This window comes from Photobacterium swingsii (assembly GCF_024346715.1).
GTDB classification, from domain to species: domain Bacteria; phylum Pseudomonadota; class Gammaproteobacteria; order Enterobacterales; family Vibrionaceae; genus Photobacterium; species Photobacterium swingsii.
Map to the genome: position 1 here is coordinate 966,787 of NZ_AP024853.1, position 18,326 is coordinate 985,112.

Annotated in this window: 17 protein-coding genes; 7 read left to right on the plus strand and 10 right to left on the minus strand. The window is 42.5% G+C overall.

Annotation, left to right across the window (positions count from 1 at the left end):
• Positions 1-118: 118 nt before the first annotated feature.
• The 4 genes from OCU77_RS21685 to OCU77_RS21700 form a co-directional block, all read right to left on the minus strand.
• On the minus strand, positions 119-811 hold the full coding sequence (locus OCU77_RS21685) for a DNA alkylation repair protein (protein WP_048897554.1): 693 nt from the start codon (positions 809-811) through the stop codon (positions 119-121).
• A gap of 138 nt (positions 812-949) precedes the next feature.
• Positions 950-1,921, minus strand: coding sequence for a DUF4382 domain-containing protein (locus tag OCU77_RS21690; RefSeq protein WP_048897553.1), 972 nt, complete (start codon positions 1,919-1,921; stop codon positions 950-952).
• 188 nt (positions 1,922-2,109) lie between these two features.
• The gene (gene arfB, locus OCU77_RS21695) at positions 2,110-2,523 is read right to left on the minus strand and encodes an alternative ribosome rescue aminoacyl-tRNA hydrolase ArfB (protein WP_048897552.1); all 414 of its coding nucleotides are present in this window, start codon (positions 2,521-2,523) and stop codon (positions 2,110-2,112) included.
• Positions 2,524-2,661: 138 nt separating this feature from the next.
• On the minus strand, positions 2,662-4,377 hold the full coding sequence (locus OCU77_RS21700; RefSeq protein WP_048897551.1) for an NAD-dependent malic enzyme: 1,716 nt from the start codon (positions 4,375-4,377) through the stop codon (positions 2,662-2,664).
• A 236-nt stretch (positions 4,378-4,613) separates the two neighbouring features.
• On the opposite strand from OCU77_RS21700, the gene OCU77_RS21705 reads away from it, so the two are divergent.
• Positions 4,614-5,405, plus strand: a complete 792-nt coding sequence (locus OCU77_RS21705) for a TOBE domain-containing protein (protein WP_107302601.1) — start codon at positions 4,614-4,616, stop codon at positions 5,403-5,405.
• Between the two features lie 687 nt (positions 5,406-6,092).
• Here OCU77_RS21705 and OCU77_RS21710 read toward each other — a convergent pair.
• The gene (locus OCU77_RS21710; RefSeq protein ID WP_048897550.1) at positions 6,093-6,353 is read right to left on the minus strand and encodes a hypothetical protein; all 261 of its coding nucleotides are present in this window, start codon (positions 6,351-6,353) and stop codon (positions 6,093-6,095) included.
• Positions 6,354-6,803: 450 nt separating this feature from the next.
• Between OCU77_RS21710 and rbsD the strand changes: the two genes are divergently transcribed.
• The 6 genes from rbsD (at position 6,804) to OCU77_RS21740 (ending at position 12,933) form a co-directional block, all read left to right on the plus strand.
• Positions 6,804-7,223 carry a D-ribose pyranase gene (gene rbsD, locus OCU77_RS21715; protein ID WP_048897549.1) on the plus strand — a complete coding sequence of 140 codons (420 nt, stop codon included), beginning with the start codon at positions 6,804-6,806 and terminating at the stop codon, positions 7,221-7,223.
• A gap of 62 nt (positions 7,224-7,285) precedes the next feature.
• Positions 7,286-8,800, plus strand: a complete 1,515-nt coding sequence (rbsA, locus tag OCU77_RS21720; protein ID WP_107302600.1) for a ribose ABC transporter ATP-binding protein RbsA — start codon at positions 7,286-7,288, stop codon at positions 8,798-8,800.
• Positions 8,797-9,789, plus strand: a complete 993-nt coding sequence (rbsC, locus tag OCU77_RS21725) for a ribose ABC transporter permease (RefSeq protein WP_048897548.1) — start codon at positions 8,797-8,799, stop codon at positions 9,787-9,789. The genes rbsA and rbsC overlap by 4 nt, the downstream gene beginning before the upstream one ends.
• A 96-nt stretch (positions 9,790-9,885) precedes the next feature.
• Positions 9,886-10,764, plus strand: coding sequence for a ribose ABC transporter substrate-binding protein RbsB (gene rbsB, locus OCU77_RS21730; RefSeq protein ID WP_107302599.1), 879 nt, complete (start codon positions 9,886-9,888; stop codon positions 10,762-10,764).
• A gap of 186 nt (positions 10,765-10,950) precedes the next feature.
• On the plus strand, positions 10,951-11,871 hold the full coding sequence (gene rbsK / locus OCU77_RS21735; protein WP_107302598.1) for a ribokinase: 921 nt from the start codon (positions 10,951-10,953) through the stop codon (positions 11,869-11,871).
• 54 nt (positions 11,872-11,925) lie between these two features.
• Entirely contained in the window at positions 11,926-12,933 is a 1,008-nt protein-coding gene (locus OCU77_RS21740) for a substrate-binding domain-containing protein (RefSeq protein ID WP_107302597.1), read from the plus strand.
• Between the two features lie 113 nt (positions 12,934-13,046).
• Here the strand turns inward: OCU77_RS21740 and OCU77_RS21745 are convergent, their stop codons facing one another.
• The 5 genes from OCU77_RS21745 to OCU77_RS21765 form a co-directional block, all read right to left on the minus strand.
• A complete protein-coding gene (locus OCU77_RS21745) occupies positions 13,047-14,543 on the minus strand; it encodes an oligopeptide:H+ symporter (protein ID WP_048897547.1) in 1,497 nt (498 codons plus the stop codon).
• A 570-nt stretch (positions 14,544-15,113) separates the two neighbouring features.
• Positions 15,114-15,734 carry a hypothetical protein gene (locus tag OCU77_RS21750; RefSeq protein ID WP_048897546.1) on the minus strand — a complete coding sequence of 207 codons (621 nt, stop codon included), beginning with the start codon at positions 15,732-15,734 and terminating at the stop codon, positions 15,114-15,116.
• 7 nt (positions 15,735-15,741) lie between these two features.
• On the minus strand, positions 15,742-16,521 hold the full coding sequence (locus tag OCU77_RS21755; protein WP_048897545.1) for a PD-(D/E)XK nuclease family protein: 780 nt from the start codon (positions 16,519-16,521) through the stop codon (positions 15,742-15,744).
• 3 nt (positions 16,522-16,524) lie between these two features.
• On the minus strand, positions 16,525-16,818 hold the full coding sequence (locus OCU77_RS21760; protein ID WP_048897544.1) for a hypothetical protein: 294 nt from the start codon (positions 16,816-16,818) through the stop codon (positions 16,525-16,527).
• Between the two features lie 198 nt (positions 16,819-17,016).
• A complete protein-coding gene (locus OCU77_RS21765) occupies positions 17,017-18,204 on the minus strand; it encodes a methyl-accepting chemotaxis protein (RefSeq protein ID WP_048897543.1) in 1,188 nt (395 codons plus the stop codon).
• Between the last annotated feature and the right edge of the window lie 122 nt (positions 18,205-18,326).

Consider the following 18,326-nt stretch of genomic DNA (forward strand, 5'->3'; position numbering starts at 1 on the left):
ACCTAACGCTCTTAGCGTATTGAGTAAATAGACATAAACACCGTTAGCTGCATTTGACTAAATATATTTTCTAGCCAGCAATGCAGGGCACGGTGTTTATGATACCTCTCATGAGTGACTAACAGGAGGTTTGAGCAACAATCTTTAGCGCCTCACGCTGGCTCAACGGCGCCAACACGGCATGATGTTCACGGATAAATGTATTCACATAAACAGGGTCTGTTTTTGAGTATTCACGCAATACCCAACCAATTGCTTTTTGAATAAAAAACTCTTTTTCATGTGCTAACATCAAAATTGTTTCTTCAAGCAAGGGCAGATTGATATCGCCTTTGTGCTTAAGGTGCGCGAGTAAAGACGCTCGACGCAACCACATATTTTTGCTGGTACGCCAAGCCACCAGCTTAGTTTCAAACTCGCGGTGCTCTTTCACTAATCCACCAATTAAGTTTGAAGCAAGCTTATCTACAGTATCCCAGTTATCAGCCGTTTCTAACATTTCTTCATAGACTTCAAATGCTTCTTTAGTATGGAATTTTTTATAGTATTCAGCGACATCCATCGCTAGATATAACTCTTCGCGATGCGTTCCAGACCATAACCAAAGCACAAGTCGACGATAATTAGCAAAATCCTCAACTTTTGTATGCGCTCTGGCCTGTTTAAACACTTCTTTTCGGGCGGGACTTTTTACACCATAAAATGGCTGCTGGGTTTTCATGTATGCTTGCATGGCGATTGCATCATCTTTATCCGATACTTCTACTAAGCGCTGCTGCATGAAAATGACCATAGGGATCATTAGAGACATGGACTTTCTTTCTACTTTATATAGTTTTTATGGTGCTATATTAAATGGCTTCGGCCTATTTTGGAAAGAATTTTAAAGCGTAAAAAAGCCAGTTCCCTTATCAAACTGGCTTTTTTAGGCATGCTATAGCTGACTTAATTAATATTGAAGATCGACGGTTAAACCTGTTTCTGTCAAATTCTGATCTTTAACCACAGGGTTCATTAAGTTAATGGCATCGCCAGCTTGTACTGGATCATCAGCAGCACCATCACATGCTAGCGCAACATCGTAGCGCCCTAATGGAAGGAAACCAACACTGTATTTGCCTGTGCTTGAGTCAATTTTAGCCGACGTATAAGGTTCAGTCGATGACCCTAGATCACCATAGTTATCATCTGTTCTTGGCTGATAGATATACGCATATGCCTGAGTGAGATCACCTTCGGCAGCACATGAACCTTGTGCAACTATTCCTTGAAGCGTGGCGACATTCTCATTTTTTACTAAACGTAAGCCACGGGGTTTTAACTGATAACCGTGAGCATTAGAAACCATACTTTTACGTAAATCGAACTCAAGCGTGTACGCTTGAGTGGCATTTGCTGTTACATCAAAAACATCGAGTTTAAGCTCACCACTAGGCACGCGAATATCAAGCTTATCACCTGTTGCGATCTCTTCTACATGAGAATACGGCGTACCATCCGTATACACACCTGAGCTATCATTCCATGTAGACAGTACGGATAAGCGCATTTGGCTATATTGACCCGCCTCTAGTTTTTCATCACTAAGTACTTGCAGTGCATTCTCACCTTGATAGTCCAACAGATCGATCACCATAAACAGCGGGTTACCTGCAGCATCTTTTGGAATTTCAAGTCCATTTGGGATACATCCCGGTGAACTTTGATCTGCTGCGAACGATGTCGTACTCCATGCCGATTCAGAACCGTTATTATGCTTTACCGTAATTTTATCAAAAGCGACACAAACTTTATTTAAACCATCAACAGGAGCATCTGAGAAGGCCAATGAAAAAGTACCTTCGTTGCTTGTATTTGAGTCTGAGCCACCACAACCAGCAAGCGCGAGTCCAAGAGCACTTACCATCAGCATTTTATTCATGAAATTTACCTAACAACTATCAATCTACACAGAGTAATGCATACATAATCAAAGCATAGTAGCTGTATCTAAAAGGCATCATTCCTGACATAAAACTCACAAAAGGATGAATTATCGTATTGAAAAATAGACATTTAAGTTAAAAAAAACAGATAGTAGTGCTGAGATAACCCCCACATATAAAAAGCTTAAACGTTGATTTTTCCTCTCAACGATTTAGTTTGTCCGCGTTGTGTTTTTTTATCCATACGACGCTTTTGTGAGTTACGCGTAGGCTTAGTGGCACGGCGGTTTTTTTGCACCACAGTAGCCGATAATATAAGCTCTTTTAAGCGATTAAGCGCATCTTCCCTATTCATGTCTTGCGTACGGAACTGCTGCGCTTTGATAATGACTACCCCCTCTTTGGTAATCCGGCTATCAGACAATTTCAACAAACGTTCTTTATAAAACGCAGGTAGCGTTGAGCGGTTAATGTCAAAGCGAAGGTGAATAGCACTAGAAACTTTATTGACGTTCTGTCCACCCGCGCCTTGCGCACGAATCGCTGTGAGTTCAATTTCCCAATCAGCCAGTTGAACAGTGTTAGAGATTATTAACATGAAGATGCCATTTAAAAACGAGTGTACCCCTGCATTATAAGTGATTAATCGCCAGAATTCGCGTCAGAAAAAGCGGCCTTAGTAGCCGCTTGTATTCTCATTGAGGTTACAACCTCTATTTCATGATGTGAATGTCACCTACACTCGGCGATAAGGTAAATACACTGGCTCCCAAATATGGTGAGCCAATGCCTGCTCTACATCGACTTCCCCTAATTGATGATGAGGGTCGGTCGCCTGAATATTCGCAAGAATACGTTTAGCGACGGTAATTGACACATTCCTGAGTTCGCTGATCCTTGGATAAACACATCCTTTATCAAGATCCTCTTGGGAAACAGCATCAGCCAGCGCATAAGACGCAGTAGTAAACATATCCATGGTGATTTTTTGTGATTGTGCCACAATCGATGCTAAGCCAACCCCAGGGAAAATAAACACATTATTACCTTGGCCAATACGGTATTCGCAACCATTGTAATTTACATTGTCAAAAGGGCTGCCTGTAGCAACAATCGCTTGGCCGTCGCTCCATTGATAAATGTCTTCAGGTAGAGCTTCACAGTTTGCGGTTGGATTAGAGAGTGGGAACACCATAGGTCGTTTGGTGTATTCCATCATTTTTTGAACATGTTCAGCTTTGAATGCACCACCAATGCCACTTGTCCCTAACAATACAGTCACAGGATGGTTGTTAATCAACTCGGTTAATGACACCTTGGTTTCATGCTCGCTCTGCCAACCTTGCGCCAAAGCTCTTGGCTTAGCATACCGTTTTTTATAGTCATCTAAGCCTTCACGATCATCAAAGACAAGTCCTTGTGAGTCGAGTACAAATATTTTGTCACGTGCTGCACTATGGGAGCAGCCCTCTTTTAATAGCCCTGCAAATATTTGGTCAGCAACCCCTACACCACCCGCACCTGCGCCATAAACGACATAAGTTTGATCCACCAGTGTTTCTTGCTTAATTTTCACGGCCCCTAAGATACCCGCTAGTACAACCGAACCAGTGCCTTGAATATCATCATTAAAAGATGGCAAATACTCTTCGTACTCAGTCAAATTGTCAAAGGCGTTCGACTTACTGAAGTCTTCCCACTGTAAAACTGCCTTAGGAAAATTACGCTTCACTTCATGAACAAACTTCTGAATAAACTGCTTGTACTCTTCGCCGCGCATTCGTCTTCTCGGCACACCCAAATACATAGGATCATCGAGCAGATCTTGATTATCAGTACCTACATCAAGCGCTATCGGTAAACAATGCGCAGGATGAATACCAGCCCCTAAGGTATAAAGTGACAGCTTACCAATCGGGATTCCCATACCACCAACACCTTGATCGCCAAGTCCAAGAATGCCCTGACTATCCGTGACCACGATAATTTTAATGTCTTTACCTTGAAAGTGACGGGCAAGATCACTCATCTGCTCAACGTTATCTTGGGTAACATACAAGCCCCGCGCTTTTTGATAACGGTGACTAAACTCTTGGCAGGCTTTACCCACCGTTGGGGTATAAATAATTGGCGTCATTTCCTCAACATGGCGAGACACTAAAGCATAGAACAAGGTTTCATTACGATCTTGCAACGCACGTAAGAACAAATACTTTTCAATATCTGTCGAAGCATTACGAAAACCATCATAAACACGGTTCAGCTGATCATCGAACGTTTGCACTTTTGGCGGTAACAGTCCCGTGAGTTGGAAATCTTCACGCTCTTCATAGCTAAATGCCGTGCTTTTATTTAATGTTCTATCATTTAGTAACTCGGTGCCTGTGAGTGAAACTGGGCGAAATTCGTTGCCGTTCTCATCTTTCCACCTTAGGTATTTGCCTATGGTCATGGTATCCCTCCGCGCGATTAACGACTTGTGGTTAAGAAGCCATCATCTTATGCCTATGGCAGCATGAAAAACGTGACGTCATAACGAGTTAGCAAGGTTACCTATGATGAAAAGGGACTAACGTGATCTTAAAAGCAAACAAATGAATATCATCGCGAGGTTGCAAAGATTAGTAATCTTAGCCATTAAGCTATACACTGACTTCACCTTTAATCGTACTGATTTAATTCATATTTATGATGAACTTCGACGCGCAGCTAACGCTTTTAGACAATGAAAAAATGTATGTGAACCCTCGCCGAATCGCATTACTAAAAGCCATCTCTCAAACAGGTTCGATCAGCCAAGCTGCAAAACTTGCTGAGATCAGCTACAAAGCTGCACACGATGCCATTAAAGATATGAATAGCCGTGCTGAACATCCAGTGATTGCCAGTGAAAAAGGTGGGAAAGGTGGTGGTGGTGCAACCCTCACCCACACAGGTAAGCGATTAGTACAAATGTATGAGTTACTTGACCAAATACAAGATATGGGGCTAAAGGCCTTAAATGATGAAGACGCTCCGCTACACAGTTTACTGGGGGTGATGAGTAAGTTCTCATTACAAACCAGTGCCCGCAACCAGCTTTTCGGCAGAATAACAAAAATCGAAAACCATGCACTACACGATATCATCAGCGTTGAATTAAAAGGCCAGCAAACCCTGCTCGCCACAATTACGCACGGCAGCACTGAACGTTTAGGGCTAGTTGAAGGCAAAGATGTTGTTGCGCTCGTGAAAGGCCCTGCTGTTACCCTTTCATCTGAATCTACCAGCGAATATTACGATAATATTCTTTCAGGTACAGTTAGCTCTGTACTGCATGAAAAGCATGCTTCAGAGTATCAACTGACGTTGGCAGGAGGCGATAGCTTATGTGCGATCAATGAGCATGCTGACGACGCTCGGAGTAACTCAAATATTGTAGGTGCCACTTGGTTTGCGCACTTTCATTCAAACCAAGTGATCCTTGCGACACTGAATTAAAATACGCTTCAATGGCCGATGATTCATCTGAATTCACACTGTTCATCTTGCCATCGATAAAGAGTAAATAAATCCCATCATGCTTATTTTCAAAAATGAAGCGCTTTTACTGTCATTGTTAACTTAATATGTCGTTTATTATTTACAAGCGAATAATTCGCAAACACTCCCGACATTGATACTTTGCATTACAAAATAGTTTTTCCCACCAGTGCCGCTTTACCTTTTGTACATTGTTACAGTCACATTTCTTGCACATACCGCTAATTACAACCTATTTCCAACTTATTTATAATTGAGCCGCGCACAATAAGAACGCTAAGCTATTAATAGCTTACACAATTAGCCGCATAACTACAGTATGCAAAGTGCCTAACTTGACCCGAATCAAAATAATGTAATCTACTGAATTAATTCACGTTTTGAAATAATTCAAGAAGGGTAACTATTGACACATTCATGGTTTTCACGGTGCAGATACCAGTCAAAAATCACCCACACAAGACGAGCCGACTGATCGATCATGTATTTATGACCGGCAACAGGCAAGTTAGAAGCATTTTTACGACATAAGGTAGGTGAAATAGTAAGCAAGAAACAAAGATTAAATCAGGAAGTTCAAGTTTGCCTAGTGTTAGCAAGGCGCGTTTATTCATGTGAGGTAGGTTGAGCCATCAATAAAAACAGTTAATCTCGTTGGCCTGACTTTACGCATAAACCTGAAAAAGGGCTGTAGCCTTCTCCACGCATTAAGCATTGCTCAAACTTTTTATAATCTGTGTACTGAGACAAAATCAATAGTAGAACGGATAATAATAAGCCTATTACAGCACCGACTGACAGCCACGAAATTTTCTTTTTCATTCCATACACTAACGCCACCATAGAAACAGGCGCAACAGTTAGTGCAATGACCCACACATTGACAGTTAAAGCGAGAATCGACACGTTTTTATGACCAAATTTAAATCATGAACTATAAGTAATGAACAAACGTTCATTCAGAAGCAGAATAATAATCGCTTTTTACTGCAACAAGCAAAGATTGAATCAGATATTTTCAAAGCTTTACACTACTCTGACAAAAGATCCGCACTAAATCTTCCTCAACAACCCATTATCAAACCGATATTAACCCTGCTGCACATCAACATCCAAACAGGATTATAGCTGGCTGTGAGCCTTATCGCTTTTTATTGCTTGCAAGCATTTCAAACCCGATCGATCTCACATTTCGTTACCAAATTAAGTGCAAATCAGCTCTTTTATCACTACATTTCAGCCATCGAAACGTTTGCGTAAACGTTTCGATGGGCTAAAATTCAATTTGACGTGTTACACAATATTCCTAGAAAACATGTTAGAGCATCACCACTATTTATAATTAAGGTGCACCCCATGAAAAAAAACGCACTCATCAATGCCGAGTTGTCATACGTAATTGCAACGCTTGGTCACACTGATGAAATCACGATTTGCGATGCTGGTTTACCCATCCCAGATGAAGCACAACGCATCGACTTAGCTTTAATTCCGGGTGTTCCGACCTTTATCGCCACAGTGAAAGCCGTATTAGGTGAAATGCAAATCGAAGGCGTCATCATTGCTGAAGAATTCAAAACAGTAAGCCCAGAACACCATGCTGCTCTCATTGAGCTGATTCAACACGAACAAGTGTTATGTGGCAAAACTATCGCGATCAACTACATTCCACACGAAGCATTCAAAGTGCACACGCAAAACAGTAAGGCTGTAGTTCGTACTGGTGAATGCACCCCTTATGCCAACGTGATTTTCCAATCCGGCGTTGTCTTTTAAGTCGCCAGCTTTTTAAGCCACTTATTTGCTAAGCAGCTAAATTGAAATCGTAAGGAATAAACATGAATCAGCCAATCCTCGAACTACAGGGCATTGAGAAAGCCTTCCCAGGCGTAAAAGCCTTGGATCATGCTTGCCTTAATGTCTATCCCGGAAAAGTCATGGCGCTGATGGGTGAAAATGGTGCAGGAAAATCGACACTGATGAAGGTGCTAACAGGTATTTATGCCATGGATAGCGGTGAAATTCGCTACCAAGGTAAACCTGTCAACTTCAATGGGCCTCGCCACTCTCAAGAAGCTGGCATCAGTATTATTCACCAAGAACTGAACCTCATCCCTGAGCTGACTATTGCTGAAAACATCTTTCTTGGCCGTGAGCAAACCAATGCGTTTGGTGGCATTAAATGGGCAGAAATGTACCGTGAAGCCGATGCTCTGCTAAAACGTTTGAACGTAAAACACCATTCTCGCCAGCTGCTCGGTGAGCTGAGTTTGGGTGAACAGCAAATGGTTGAGATAGCCAAAGCACTATCGTTTAAATCGCAAGTCATCATCATGGATGAACCAACCGATGCCCTCACTGATACGGAAACTGAGTCGCTATTTAAAGTGATTAATGAGTTACGTAACGAAGGCTGTGGCATTGTTTACATCTCTCACCGCCTAAAAGAAATCTTTGAAATTTGTGACGACATTACTGTCCTTCGCGACGGTAAATTCATTGGTCAATGTGTAGTGGCAGAAACCAACGAAGATGGTTTGATTGAAATGATGGTAGGCCGTCGTTTAGACGAACAATACCCACGCATTGACGTCACACACGGTACAACGTGCCTGGAAGTCAAAAACTTAACTGGCTCGGGTGTTCACGACGTTTCCTTCAAACTAGATCGTGGTGAAATCCTCGGTGTTTCAGGCTTGATGGGGGCTGGCCGTACCGAGCTGATGAAAGTGATTTACGGCGCGCTACAAAGTGAGTCCGGTGAGATTAAACTTGATGGTAAAAAAATCAACCCAATCAGCCCCCAAGATGGCTTAGCAAACGGCATCGCTTATATTTCAGAAGACCGTAAAGGTGACGGTTTAGTCCTTGGCTTATCGGTGAAAGAAAACATGTCGTTGTGCTCACTAGAGCAACTGTCGAAGGGTATCCAACTGAATCACTATGATGAAGTCACCGCAGTAGAAGATTTCATCCGCCTATTCAATATCAAAACGCCGACTCGCGATCAAATCATTGGCAACCTATCTGGTGGTAACCAACAAAAAGTCGCCATTGCTAAAGGCTTAATGACTCGTCCAAAAGTGCTGATCCTTGATGAGCCAACTCGAGGTGTTGATGTAGGTGCGAAAAAAGAGATTTATCAGCTTATTAACCAATTTAAAGCTGAAGGCATGAGCATCATTTTAGTGTCATCAGAAATGCCAGAGGTTCTCGGCATGAGTGACCGCATTATGGTTATGCACGAAGGCCGCATTAGCGGTGAATTTATGGCGAAAGATGCCGATCAAGAAAAATTACTGGCCTGCGCTGTTGGTAAAACTATTGCGCAGAACGATGAGGTAACAGCATGAGCAGCAAGGCGATGAACAAAGAACAAACACCAACCACAGGCTCAGCAAACAAGCTGTTCACCAAAGAGTGGTTAATTGAGCAAAAATCACTGATCGCACTGATCTTACTGATCGTTGTCGTATCATTTTTGAATCCAAACTTTTTTACTGTCGACAATATTTTAAACATTCTGCGCCAAACCTCAGTGAATGCCATCATTGCGGTGGGTATGACGCTGGTTATCTTAACGGCGGGGATTGATTTAAGCGTAGGTTCCGTATTAGCACTTTGTGGCGCCTTTGCCGCCACCATGATTGGCATGGAAATGCCCGTTATCGTGGCAGTACCAACAGCCTTACTTGCCGGTGCCGCGCTAGGGGCTATCAGCGGTATGATTATCGCAAAAGGTAAGGTTCAAGCCTTTATCGCCACCCTAGTAACTATGACATTACTGCGTGGTGTAACCATGGTTTACACCGATGGCCGCCCTATCTCTACAGGCTTTACAGACGTTGCAGACTCATTTGCATGGTTTGGTACAGGCTACGCTATGGGTATCCCTGTTCCAATCTGGTTAATGGTTATCGTATTTGCTTCTGTCTGGTACCTACTCAACCACACCCGCTTTGGTCGTTACATCTACGCACTAGGTGGCAACGAATCAGCAACTCGCCTTTCAGGCATCAACGTAGATCGCGTCAAGATTGGCGTCTACGCAATCTGCGGCCTATTGGCAGCACTAGCAGGCATTATCGTCACATCTCGTTTGTCTTCGGCTCAACCTACTGCAGGTATGGGGTACGAACTGGATGCGATTGCAGCTGTTGTACTTGGCGGTACTAGCCTTGCCGGTGGTAAAGGTCGAATCATGGGTACCTTAATTGGTGCACTGATCATCGGCTTCCTTAACAACGCACTAAACCTGTTAGACGTGTCTTCGTACTACCAAATGATTGCTAAAGCAGTGGTTATCTTGCTGGCAGTACTGGTCGATAACAAAAATAAGTAACACTTGAATCTTTTTAATCTTTGACTGAAACACCGAGCGGTGTTCCCCCTGATGTCGCCGCTCGGTACCCTGACCTGAAACTAAAAGGAATACAGAATGAAAAAGTTAGCAACCCTAATCTCAGCGGCAGTGCTGTCAGCGTCATTCAGCACTACAGCATCAGCACAAGACACCATGGCAATGGTCGTTTCTACGCTGAACAACCCATTCTTCGTAACAATGAAAGAAGGTGCTGAAGCAAAAGCCAAAGAGCTAGGTTATGAACTCATTGTTCTTGATTCTCAAAACGATCCAAGTAAAGAGCTTTCTAACATTGAAGACCTTACTGTTCGTGGCGTGAAAGCAATTCTGATTAACCCTACAGATTCAGACGCTGTTTCTAACGCCATCCGCATGGCAAACCGCTCTAAAATCCCAGTCCTTACACTAGACCGTGGCGCTAGCCGTGGTGAAGTCGTAAGTCACATTGCATCAGACAACGTTGCCGGTGGTGAAATGGCGGGTAAATTCATCATGGAAAAAGTGGGCGAAAAAGCACGCGTTATCCAACTTGAAGGTATTGCTGGTACTTCTGCGGCACGCGAGCGTGGCGAAGGTTTCATGAAGGCTGTTAACGGTGGAGGCATGGATCTACTTGCTAGCCAACCTGCTGATTTTGACCGTACGAAAGGCCTTAACGTGATGGAAAACATGCTAGCGGCGAACCCAGATGTTCAAGCCGTATTTGCCCAAAACGACGAAATGGCATTAGGTGCGCTGCGTGCTGTACAAGCATCTGGTAAAGACGTGCTGATTGTTGGTTTCGACGGTACAGAGGATGGTGTTGCCGCTGTTAAGCGTGGCATCCTTGGGGCGACTATCGCACAACAGCCAGATCTAATTGGTGCACTAGGCGTAGAAACGGCTGCGAAAGTGCTTAAAGGTGAAAAAGTGGATGCTTATATTCCTGTTGACCTAAAGGTTGTGACTAAGTAATCACCTGTCGCTATTTGAGGAGAAGGGCTTAAGCGCTTCTCCTCAATGTCCGAGCACTCACCCCAGGCATTCTTCACGTTGCCAGTTGTAATTCCCGACAAAGTTCATTGTTTAACGTCTCCGTTAACCCATGCATTTTGACCGCCATAACACTATTGGCTCAAGTAGAAACAAAAAGGTCTCGATATGAATAAGTTAGTTGTTCTAGGTAGCGTTAACGCTGATCATGTTCTTCAAGTGGCATCTTTTCCTCGCCCTGGTGAAACGCTACACGGCCACAGTTACTCGGTTATTCCTGGTGGTAAAGGCGCAAACCAAGCCGTTGCAGCAGCACGTTTAGGGGCTGATATCGCTTTTATTGCTTGCGTGGGTGACGACAGCTTTGGCCTTAATATCCGTGAAGCCTTTGCTAACGATGGCATTAATACTGATGCGGTATTAGTTGAAGAAAACACACCAACAGGGATCGCAATGATCCAAGTTGCAGCCACAGGTGAGAACAGCATTTGTATTTCAGCAGAAGCAAATGCATGTTTAACACCAGCCCGTCTCGCACCGCATCATACGCTAATCACCCATGCCGACACCCTGCTAATGCAGCTTGAAACACCGGTTGAAACTATTACTGCAGCGGCTCGTGTTGCCAAAGAAGCCAACACCAAGGTGGTGCTCAATCCTGCTCCCGCGCAAACATTAAGTGATGACTTATTGCAACTTGTTGATATGATTACGCCCAACGAAACTGAGGCTGAATTATTAACTGGCGTAAAAGTGGTTGATATGGCCTCTGCACAACAGGCGGCAGACGTTCTACACAACAAAGGTATCCCGACCGTGATGATCACATTGGGTAGCCAAGGTGTGTGGATCAGCCAAAACGGTCAAGGTGAGCAAGTTACAGGCTTTCGTGTCGATGCGAAAGACACTACAGCAGCAGGTGATACTTTCAATGGCGCACTGTTAACAGGCCTACAAGAAGGTAAAAGCTTAAATGATGCAATTCGCTTTGCACATGCCGCGGCCGCTATTTCGGTTACCCGTTTAGGCGCTCAAACATCAATACCACACCGTCATGAAGTAAAACGTTTCTTACTTGAACACAGTTAATTCATCCCCTAGCCCTGTGTTACCGCAGGGCTAAAACACATACAGGGACATCGTATGGCGACCATTAAAGATGTTGCAAAACATGCAGGAGTATCTACCTCCACCGTCAGCCACGTACTCAATAAAACACGATTTGTCAGTGAAGATATTTCTACGCGTGTTCGTGCAGCCGTTGAAGAACTCAGCTACGCCCCATCAGCATTAGCACGCAGCCTTAAGGTTAATCACACACGCACTTTCGGCATGCTGGTGACCACTTCGACCAACCCCTTCTTTGGTGAAGTTGTAAAAGGCGTTGAACGCCGCTGTTACGAACAAGGTTACAACCTTATTTTATGCAATACAGAAGGCGACCTAGAGCGCATGCATTCCAACCTCGATATGCTTTTACAAAAGCGTGTCGATGGCCTTTTATTGATGTGCAGTGAAGTCGAAACCAACGCCTTTGATTTATTCTCCCGTCACCAACCCGTACCAACTGTCGTAATGGATTGGGGCCCGATTGATTTTCCGAGTGACAAAATCCAAGACAACTCTCATCACGGCGGGTATTTAGCCACCAAGCATTTGATTGCCCAAGGTCATACAAAAATTGGATGTTTAACAGGGCCGCTTGATAAGCTGCCCGCTCAACAGCGACTATCCGGTTTTGTACAAGCTATGGAAGAGTCAGGCTTAACCATCAACAAAGACTGGATTGCTTCAGGCAACTTTGAGTGTGAAGGGGGTGAACAAGCCTTTAACGCCATTTGCCGAAATGGAGAATTACCAACAGCGCTATTCGTCTGTAATGACATGATGGCCATGGGAGTTATTAATACCGCCCATAAAAAAGGTATCTCTGTACCTGACGATCTTTCAATTGTGGGTTACGATGACATTAAGCTAGCAAAATACATCACACCATCGCTAACGACGATTCATCAGCCCAAGCATCGTTTAGGTCAGCAAGCGGTTGATACACTACTAGATAAAATTAATCACAAAACCACCTCGAATAAAGTGATTCAACTTGAACCAACTTTGGTCGAGCGTGACAGTGTCAAAAGTTTAATTAGCTAATCAAAGCAATGCCTTTCAAGCAAAAGAGCCCAGTTCAGGTATCTCGGGCTCTTTTGAATGACACATCAACGCTTTTCTTCTAGATCAGATCAACGATTGAACTCCTTGCGATATTAACTCGTCGCCTCAACCTGCTCTTTGTCTTCAGCGTCACTATCAGTAATCAGGTTATTCAATTTTTTCGCCGTGACTAACATCAATACCGCCATGATCAACGCCCCTATACCAACCTTCAGAAAGTAACTGGCATAAACCGGTAAAGTTTGTAACGAATCCACACTGCCTGATGATTCAGGTACTGCAATATACACCGCAAGGTTTGCCGCAATTATTGCCGAAATCCCCAATGTTAAGGTTCTAAACCCAAGTGTGAAGCCAATCATGTGATTAGGTACTAGTTGCGCCAATACCGAAATACCCAACGCACTGATCAGTAGTTCCCCTAATCCTTGGAATAAGTGCGTTAAGATCAGCCAAAATGCTGAAACTCGACCCGCTTCATCAGCCATGAAGCTTGCGCCATAAGATAGACACAAAAATGCCATCGAACAAAAGATCATCCCCATTGCAAACTTCAAGGGCAAGGACGCACCATGGCCTTTGGCACTGGTTCTTTCATAAAAGATAGCAAGTAATGGGCTAAGAATAATAATCCAGAACGGATTGAGTGCTTGAGTGGATACAGGATCAAATGGAATACCTAGGAATTCATGGCGAGTATTATGAATAGCAAAGAATGTTAGTGAGGTTGGCATTTGTTTATACAGGATAAAAAACACCACTGAAAAACCTAATAACACTAAACTTGCCATCATTTTTTTCTGCTGAGCTTTGGATTCTTTTCGCATATAATTAATAAAAAATGCAAGCGCAATGCCTAACGCAACAATTAATAGCATTTGCATAAGTTGATAATGCGTTATTAACCAACTACCCAATAATGTTAACGCCGTTAATCCTAAAAATAATGCAATATAAGTTTTAACTTTAATGGTTTCAAAGTCGGCCTGCGCACCAAGGTTTTTGACCAAGTTTCTTTTCCAAAGAAAAATAGAAATAGTAATGACATTCCATAAAGCTGCAATCGCAAACCCAGTTGAATAATCATATTTATGTGCAATAAGTGGTGTGATAACTAATGAAATACATGACCCAACATTAATCATCATGTAATAAAGGGTAAACGCACTATCAATTCTAATATCATCCTTTTTGTAAGCTTTAGATATTAAATTAGACGGACAGTTGTTTGCTAATGCACGGCTCACCCCGCCCCCCGCAATACCTATCATTGCCAACGGAATACTTCCAATTGCAGCAGCATAGCTGAGAAGCAACAAGGTAATTACAATACCTAAGTTACCGATAATCAATGACCTTTTAACACCAATAACCTTATCAGCCAAGTACCCACCGATGGCATAAATGATCGTTGAAAACGCAGAAGCTGCGCCGTTTATCAAAAAGGCATCCTTTTCTGACATACCCAAATCATTCACCATAAAAACGGTGACAATGGCAACAAGGCCATACATAGATAACATAGCGGGCATTATTATAATGCACATTAATTTAAAAGCAGAAGGCTGACGGGAAAACGCGATAGACATAATACTTCCTCATATTTCAGGCATAAAAACCCGAAGTCCGTGATAATTAAAGACCTATATAAATATTCCTTTAGAAAGATGTACGTATTACTCAGTTTTCAATTAAATTACAGATTAGTTACTAACGACATTACTCCTAATTATATTTATTTGTTAACCATTCAGAAGCATGTTATATCTTTTCATTAACAGCAATAGTGATGAAGATCTTATGATAATTATAAAACACCTACCTTGATCGCATATTTCAACAACTAGGTTAATTAACAATACCGTTAATAACCTATGTCGATAAAAGCTTCTATATAAATAGAATGGCTATTAAACAAATTCTTTATAACTTTAATCGTTGATTGTTTCTAAAATGTCGATTAATTCATTTAAAATCTCGGTCATAATTGCTGATGAAGTAAAGCGACTAGGTGATTAAATTAGAGATAAGGTGATATAGGGCGATCGCTAAATTTCTGGCAAGGTTTATAACAGCCAACATAGAGAAAGTAGCCTCGTCGAAGCTAAAGGGCGGCGACAGAATGATTTACTCACCGCCCATTCATCTTTAAGCTGGATTCACACGACATGCGCGGTTAATATCTTCTGCAGCTTATCAAATTCAGGCATGGCTGATTTCAACGTATCCATTGCGGCAACTAAAGGCATCATCGCCTTTTCTAAATCATGTGGGTAACCTTCTACAATATCGGTATGATTAAACTTAATCATATACTCAACGTAGTACCCATCCGCCGATAACTTAAAACCTTTATCTATCAGTGCGGTTTTATCAAATAATGCGTCTTTCAAACGGGCTTTGAATGGGAGTGCTTTCATACCCAAAATTCGATAATTCGTACAAAAACGAAGCGCTAGGTAGTTACTGCTGCCATTTAAGCCACAAATGTGAGAAATCCATTCATCGTCATTATCTTCTGACGGTTGAACTGAAAAATATACGGAACGTTCATCCTGAACGAGCCAAGGTGCAAAGCTGAAATCGATACAGGCGTTCTCGTACAAATCAAAATCACACTCTAAATCTAATGAAGATTGAAATTGCGTTAATAGCTCTTTTATCTCTAGAGAAATACGCCCTAAAACAACCTCATCAACCTCAGCAAGCACTTTCTTAGCGCGTTCATGGTTTTCAAGATTAGCGATAACTAGCTGAGCAAGATCTTGGCTATATTTCATGTTTACCTCAAAAATTTCGTATAAATTGGCAATATTGACCAAGTAGTTGGCGTGATTGCAGGCTCGGCGGAAGGTGCTTTAAAACGGTTAAAAAACTTTTACGTAGCTCTTTCCAAGTCAAGCCATAAGTAAAAGGCATTGTGTGGCACTTAACTTGTTTATCTGTCGTGAGATAAACCAACGCTTGACTCGAATCCAGCGCTAAGTGACGGCACTTTGTTTGTAACAAGTGATGGTATCGGGAGAGTTGTTCCGTGCCTTCTGGGGCGTCAATTTTCACTTCCCAAAACATTAACAAGGCGTTTGAAAGAATTTCGATATCAATCCTATCTTGAATATCAGCAAGCGGCAGACTTTCAGGGTAAACTCTGTACGGTTCACCTTCTAAGTGAAAAATATCTACTTCAGGAAGATGATCTTTAATGACTTGCTTAAGTAGTGCATTACCTAAGCCATGCGACGCATTCATATCTAGCCACCAACTCAAGACGGCAGTATTTCGTACCTCATCACGCTTTAGGCCATTGATCTCCCATACATTAATCTCGCAGCCATCCGTAAACTCCTGACGATACAAATGGCTCAGCGCATCCGTATAGCCTTGATATTGCATCTGCCACCTTACGTCGTTGACTTGTGATGACTGAGTAGGCTGTGGATATAGCTGATCAAAGTGTTGATAGTAAAGTGATAATGCATCCAATTCAGCCAGTTGCTGATCTTGCCTTTGTTGTTGTTCAATTCTTTCAAACGCTGTGAAGTAATCGCTAAGTGTTGCACACTGCATGACTTACTCCTGATACAAAGCCAATGCCGCATAAACATGTAATGACAGATCTTCAGAATTCGCATGCAAGGGGGCTACTCCCGCTGGAAAGCTAGAGTAGAAAGAGATACTTTCAGTCATACTACTTATCATTGATCGCAGAGAATTAAGAGAAAGACAGGCCATCGCATGACTTGCATCCAAGGCTTCTAGCTGACAAATAAAACTGGCTCGCTGAGCCTGGGTCCAATTCAATGATTTTGCTGATGAAAGGTAAGCAATGGTCTCATCAAAAGCGGTTTCTTGTAGTTTTTTCATTGTTTGTGCACTCAATATCACAAATACAGAACATCATACCATATTTAATAGTTAGAGATGCTACAAGACATTAAATATGTTTGGATACCAAGCAGGTAAAAATAAGGAGGAAATGTTATAGGCAACGGCTCGCAGAGGGTAATTAAAAAGAGCGCCTCAGCGCTCAATTTAACACTTTTACATTAGCTAGCTGCGGCATTAAGAAATAGGGGGCTCTTGCTGATTGGTCTTGAATGATCTTAGTTGCTCGACAATTTGTTCAGTAACCAGAGATAAACGCATGCCTTGTTGCTCTAATTCACTACAATCAAATGCATTGGAACTCGACAATTGCTTTAACTCATCAATCTCTGTCGCCACCTCTTTGACTAGCTGGCTTATGTACTTAACATCCACATTATCTTGTGCCCGATCACGCCCTAATAAGGTTAAAATCCCTTCAATATTATCGCAGGCTTCTCGCACTTCATTTTGACTCGTTTGAGAGTATTCCGATAACGTTGCAAGCTCGGCAGACTGTGCCTGCATCTGTGCTCCTGCCTCATTAACAGCCGTTAAGATCCCACCAATAATTTGATTAATCTGATCTAAGCTGTTTTGTGTCGACATCGCTAGCTGGCGCACTTCATCGGCAACCACTGCAAAACCTCGACCATGTTCCCCTGCCCGTGCTGCTTCAATGGCAGCATTTAATGCTAGAAGGTTAGTTTGATCCGCGAGGTTACCAATAACAGAGACAACACCTTCAACTGACTTGGTTTGATCAAGCAAGGATTTAAACTTCTCATCAAGAGTAAGATTACTCTCCATATAAGAACCGATACTTTTTGCCATATCGCCCATAGCGTCGTTCGATTGCAATAATCCAGTCCTTGTCTTCATAACCTGCTGCTCTGTCGCCGCAGCTTTTGCTTGAAGCTCGGACGCGGTTTGATCAAGTTGATGAAATTGTGCTGTGACGTTTTCGACTAAAACATCTTGGGCTTGAATACGTGCTGAAATATTACTTGTTTTCGTCGTTAATAAATCAGCAACCTCATCGGTTTTCGCCGCCTGTTGCTGAATGCCGATCAACGCATTATTTACATTTTGACGAAACGAATTAATCACAGTTAACACTGCGCCAAGTTCGCTGTTATAGCGACTATCCACATCACAGGCAACCGAGAGATCTTTATTTTCAAAGCGGTGCATGTATTCCGTTACCCGCTTGAGTGATTCAACGCCCCAGTATTTTTCATCAATGTCGTGGATAACCAAAACAGCAACGATTACGTATTGGAGAATTTGTGAAAACAATGCCTCAGTAAAGAAAGCGGCATTGATAAAAAGCGCCAAAGCACCAACCCAATGGATAAACCGCATTCGGAGAAAAAGAGAGCGCATAGAAGACCTTACTTAAGTTGCATTTTAAATGCATGATATTTTATACCACAAGAAAATACAATCGAATAAGATAAATCTTAGCTTTGACAAATGGATGCCCAGAAAGAAAAAATGACGCTTTT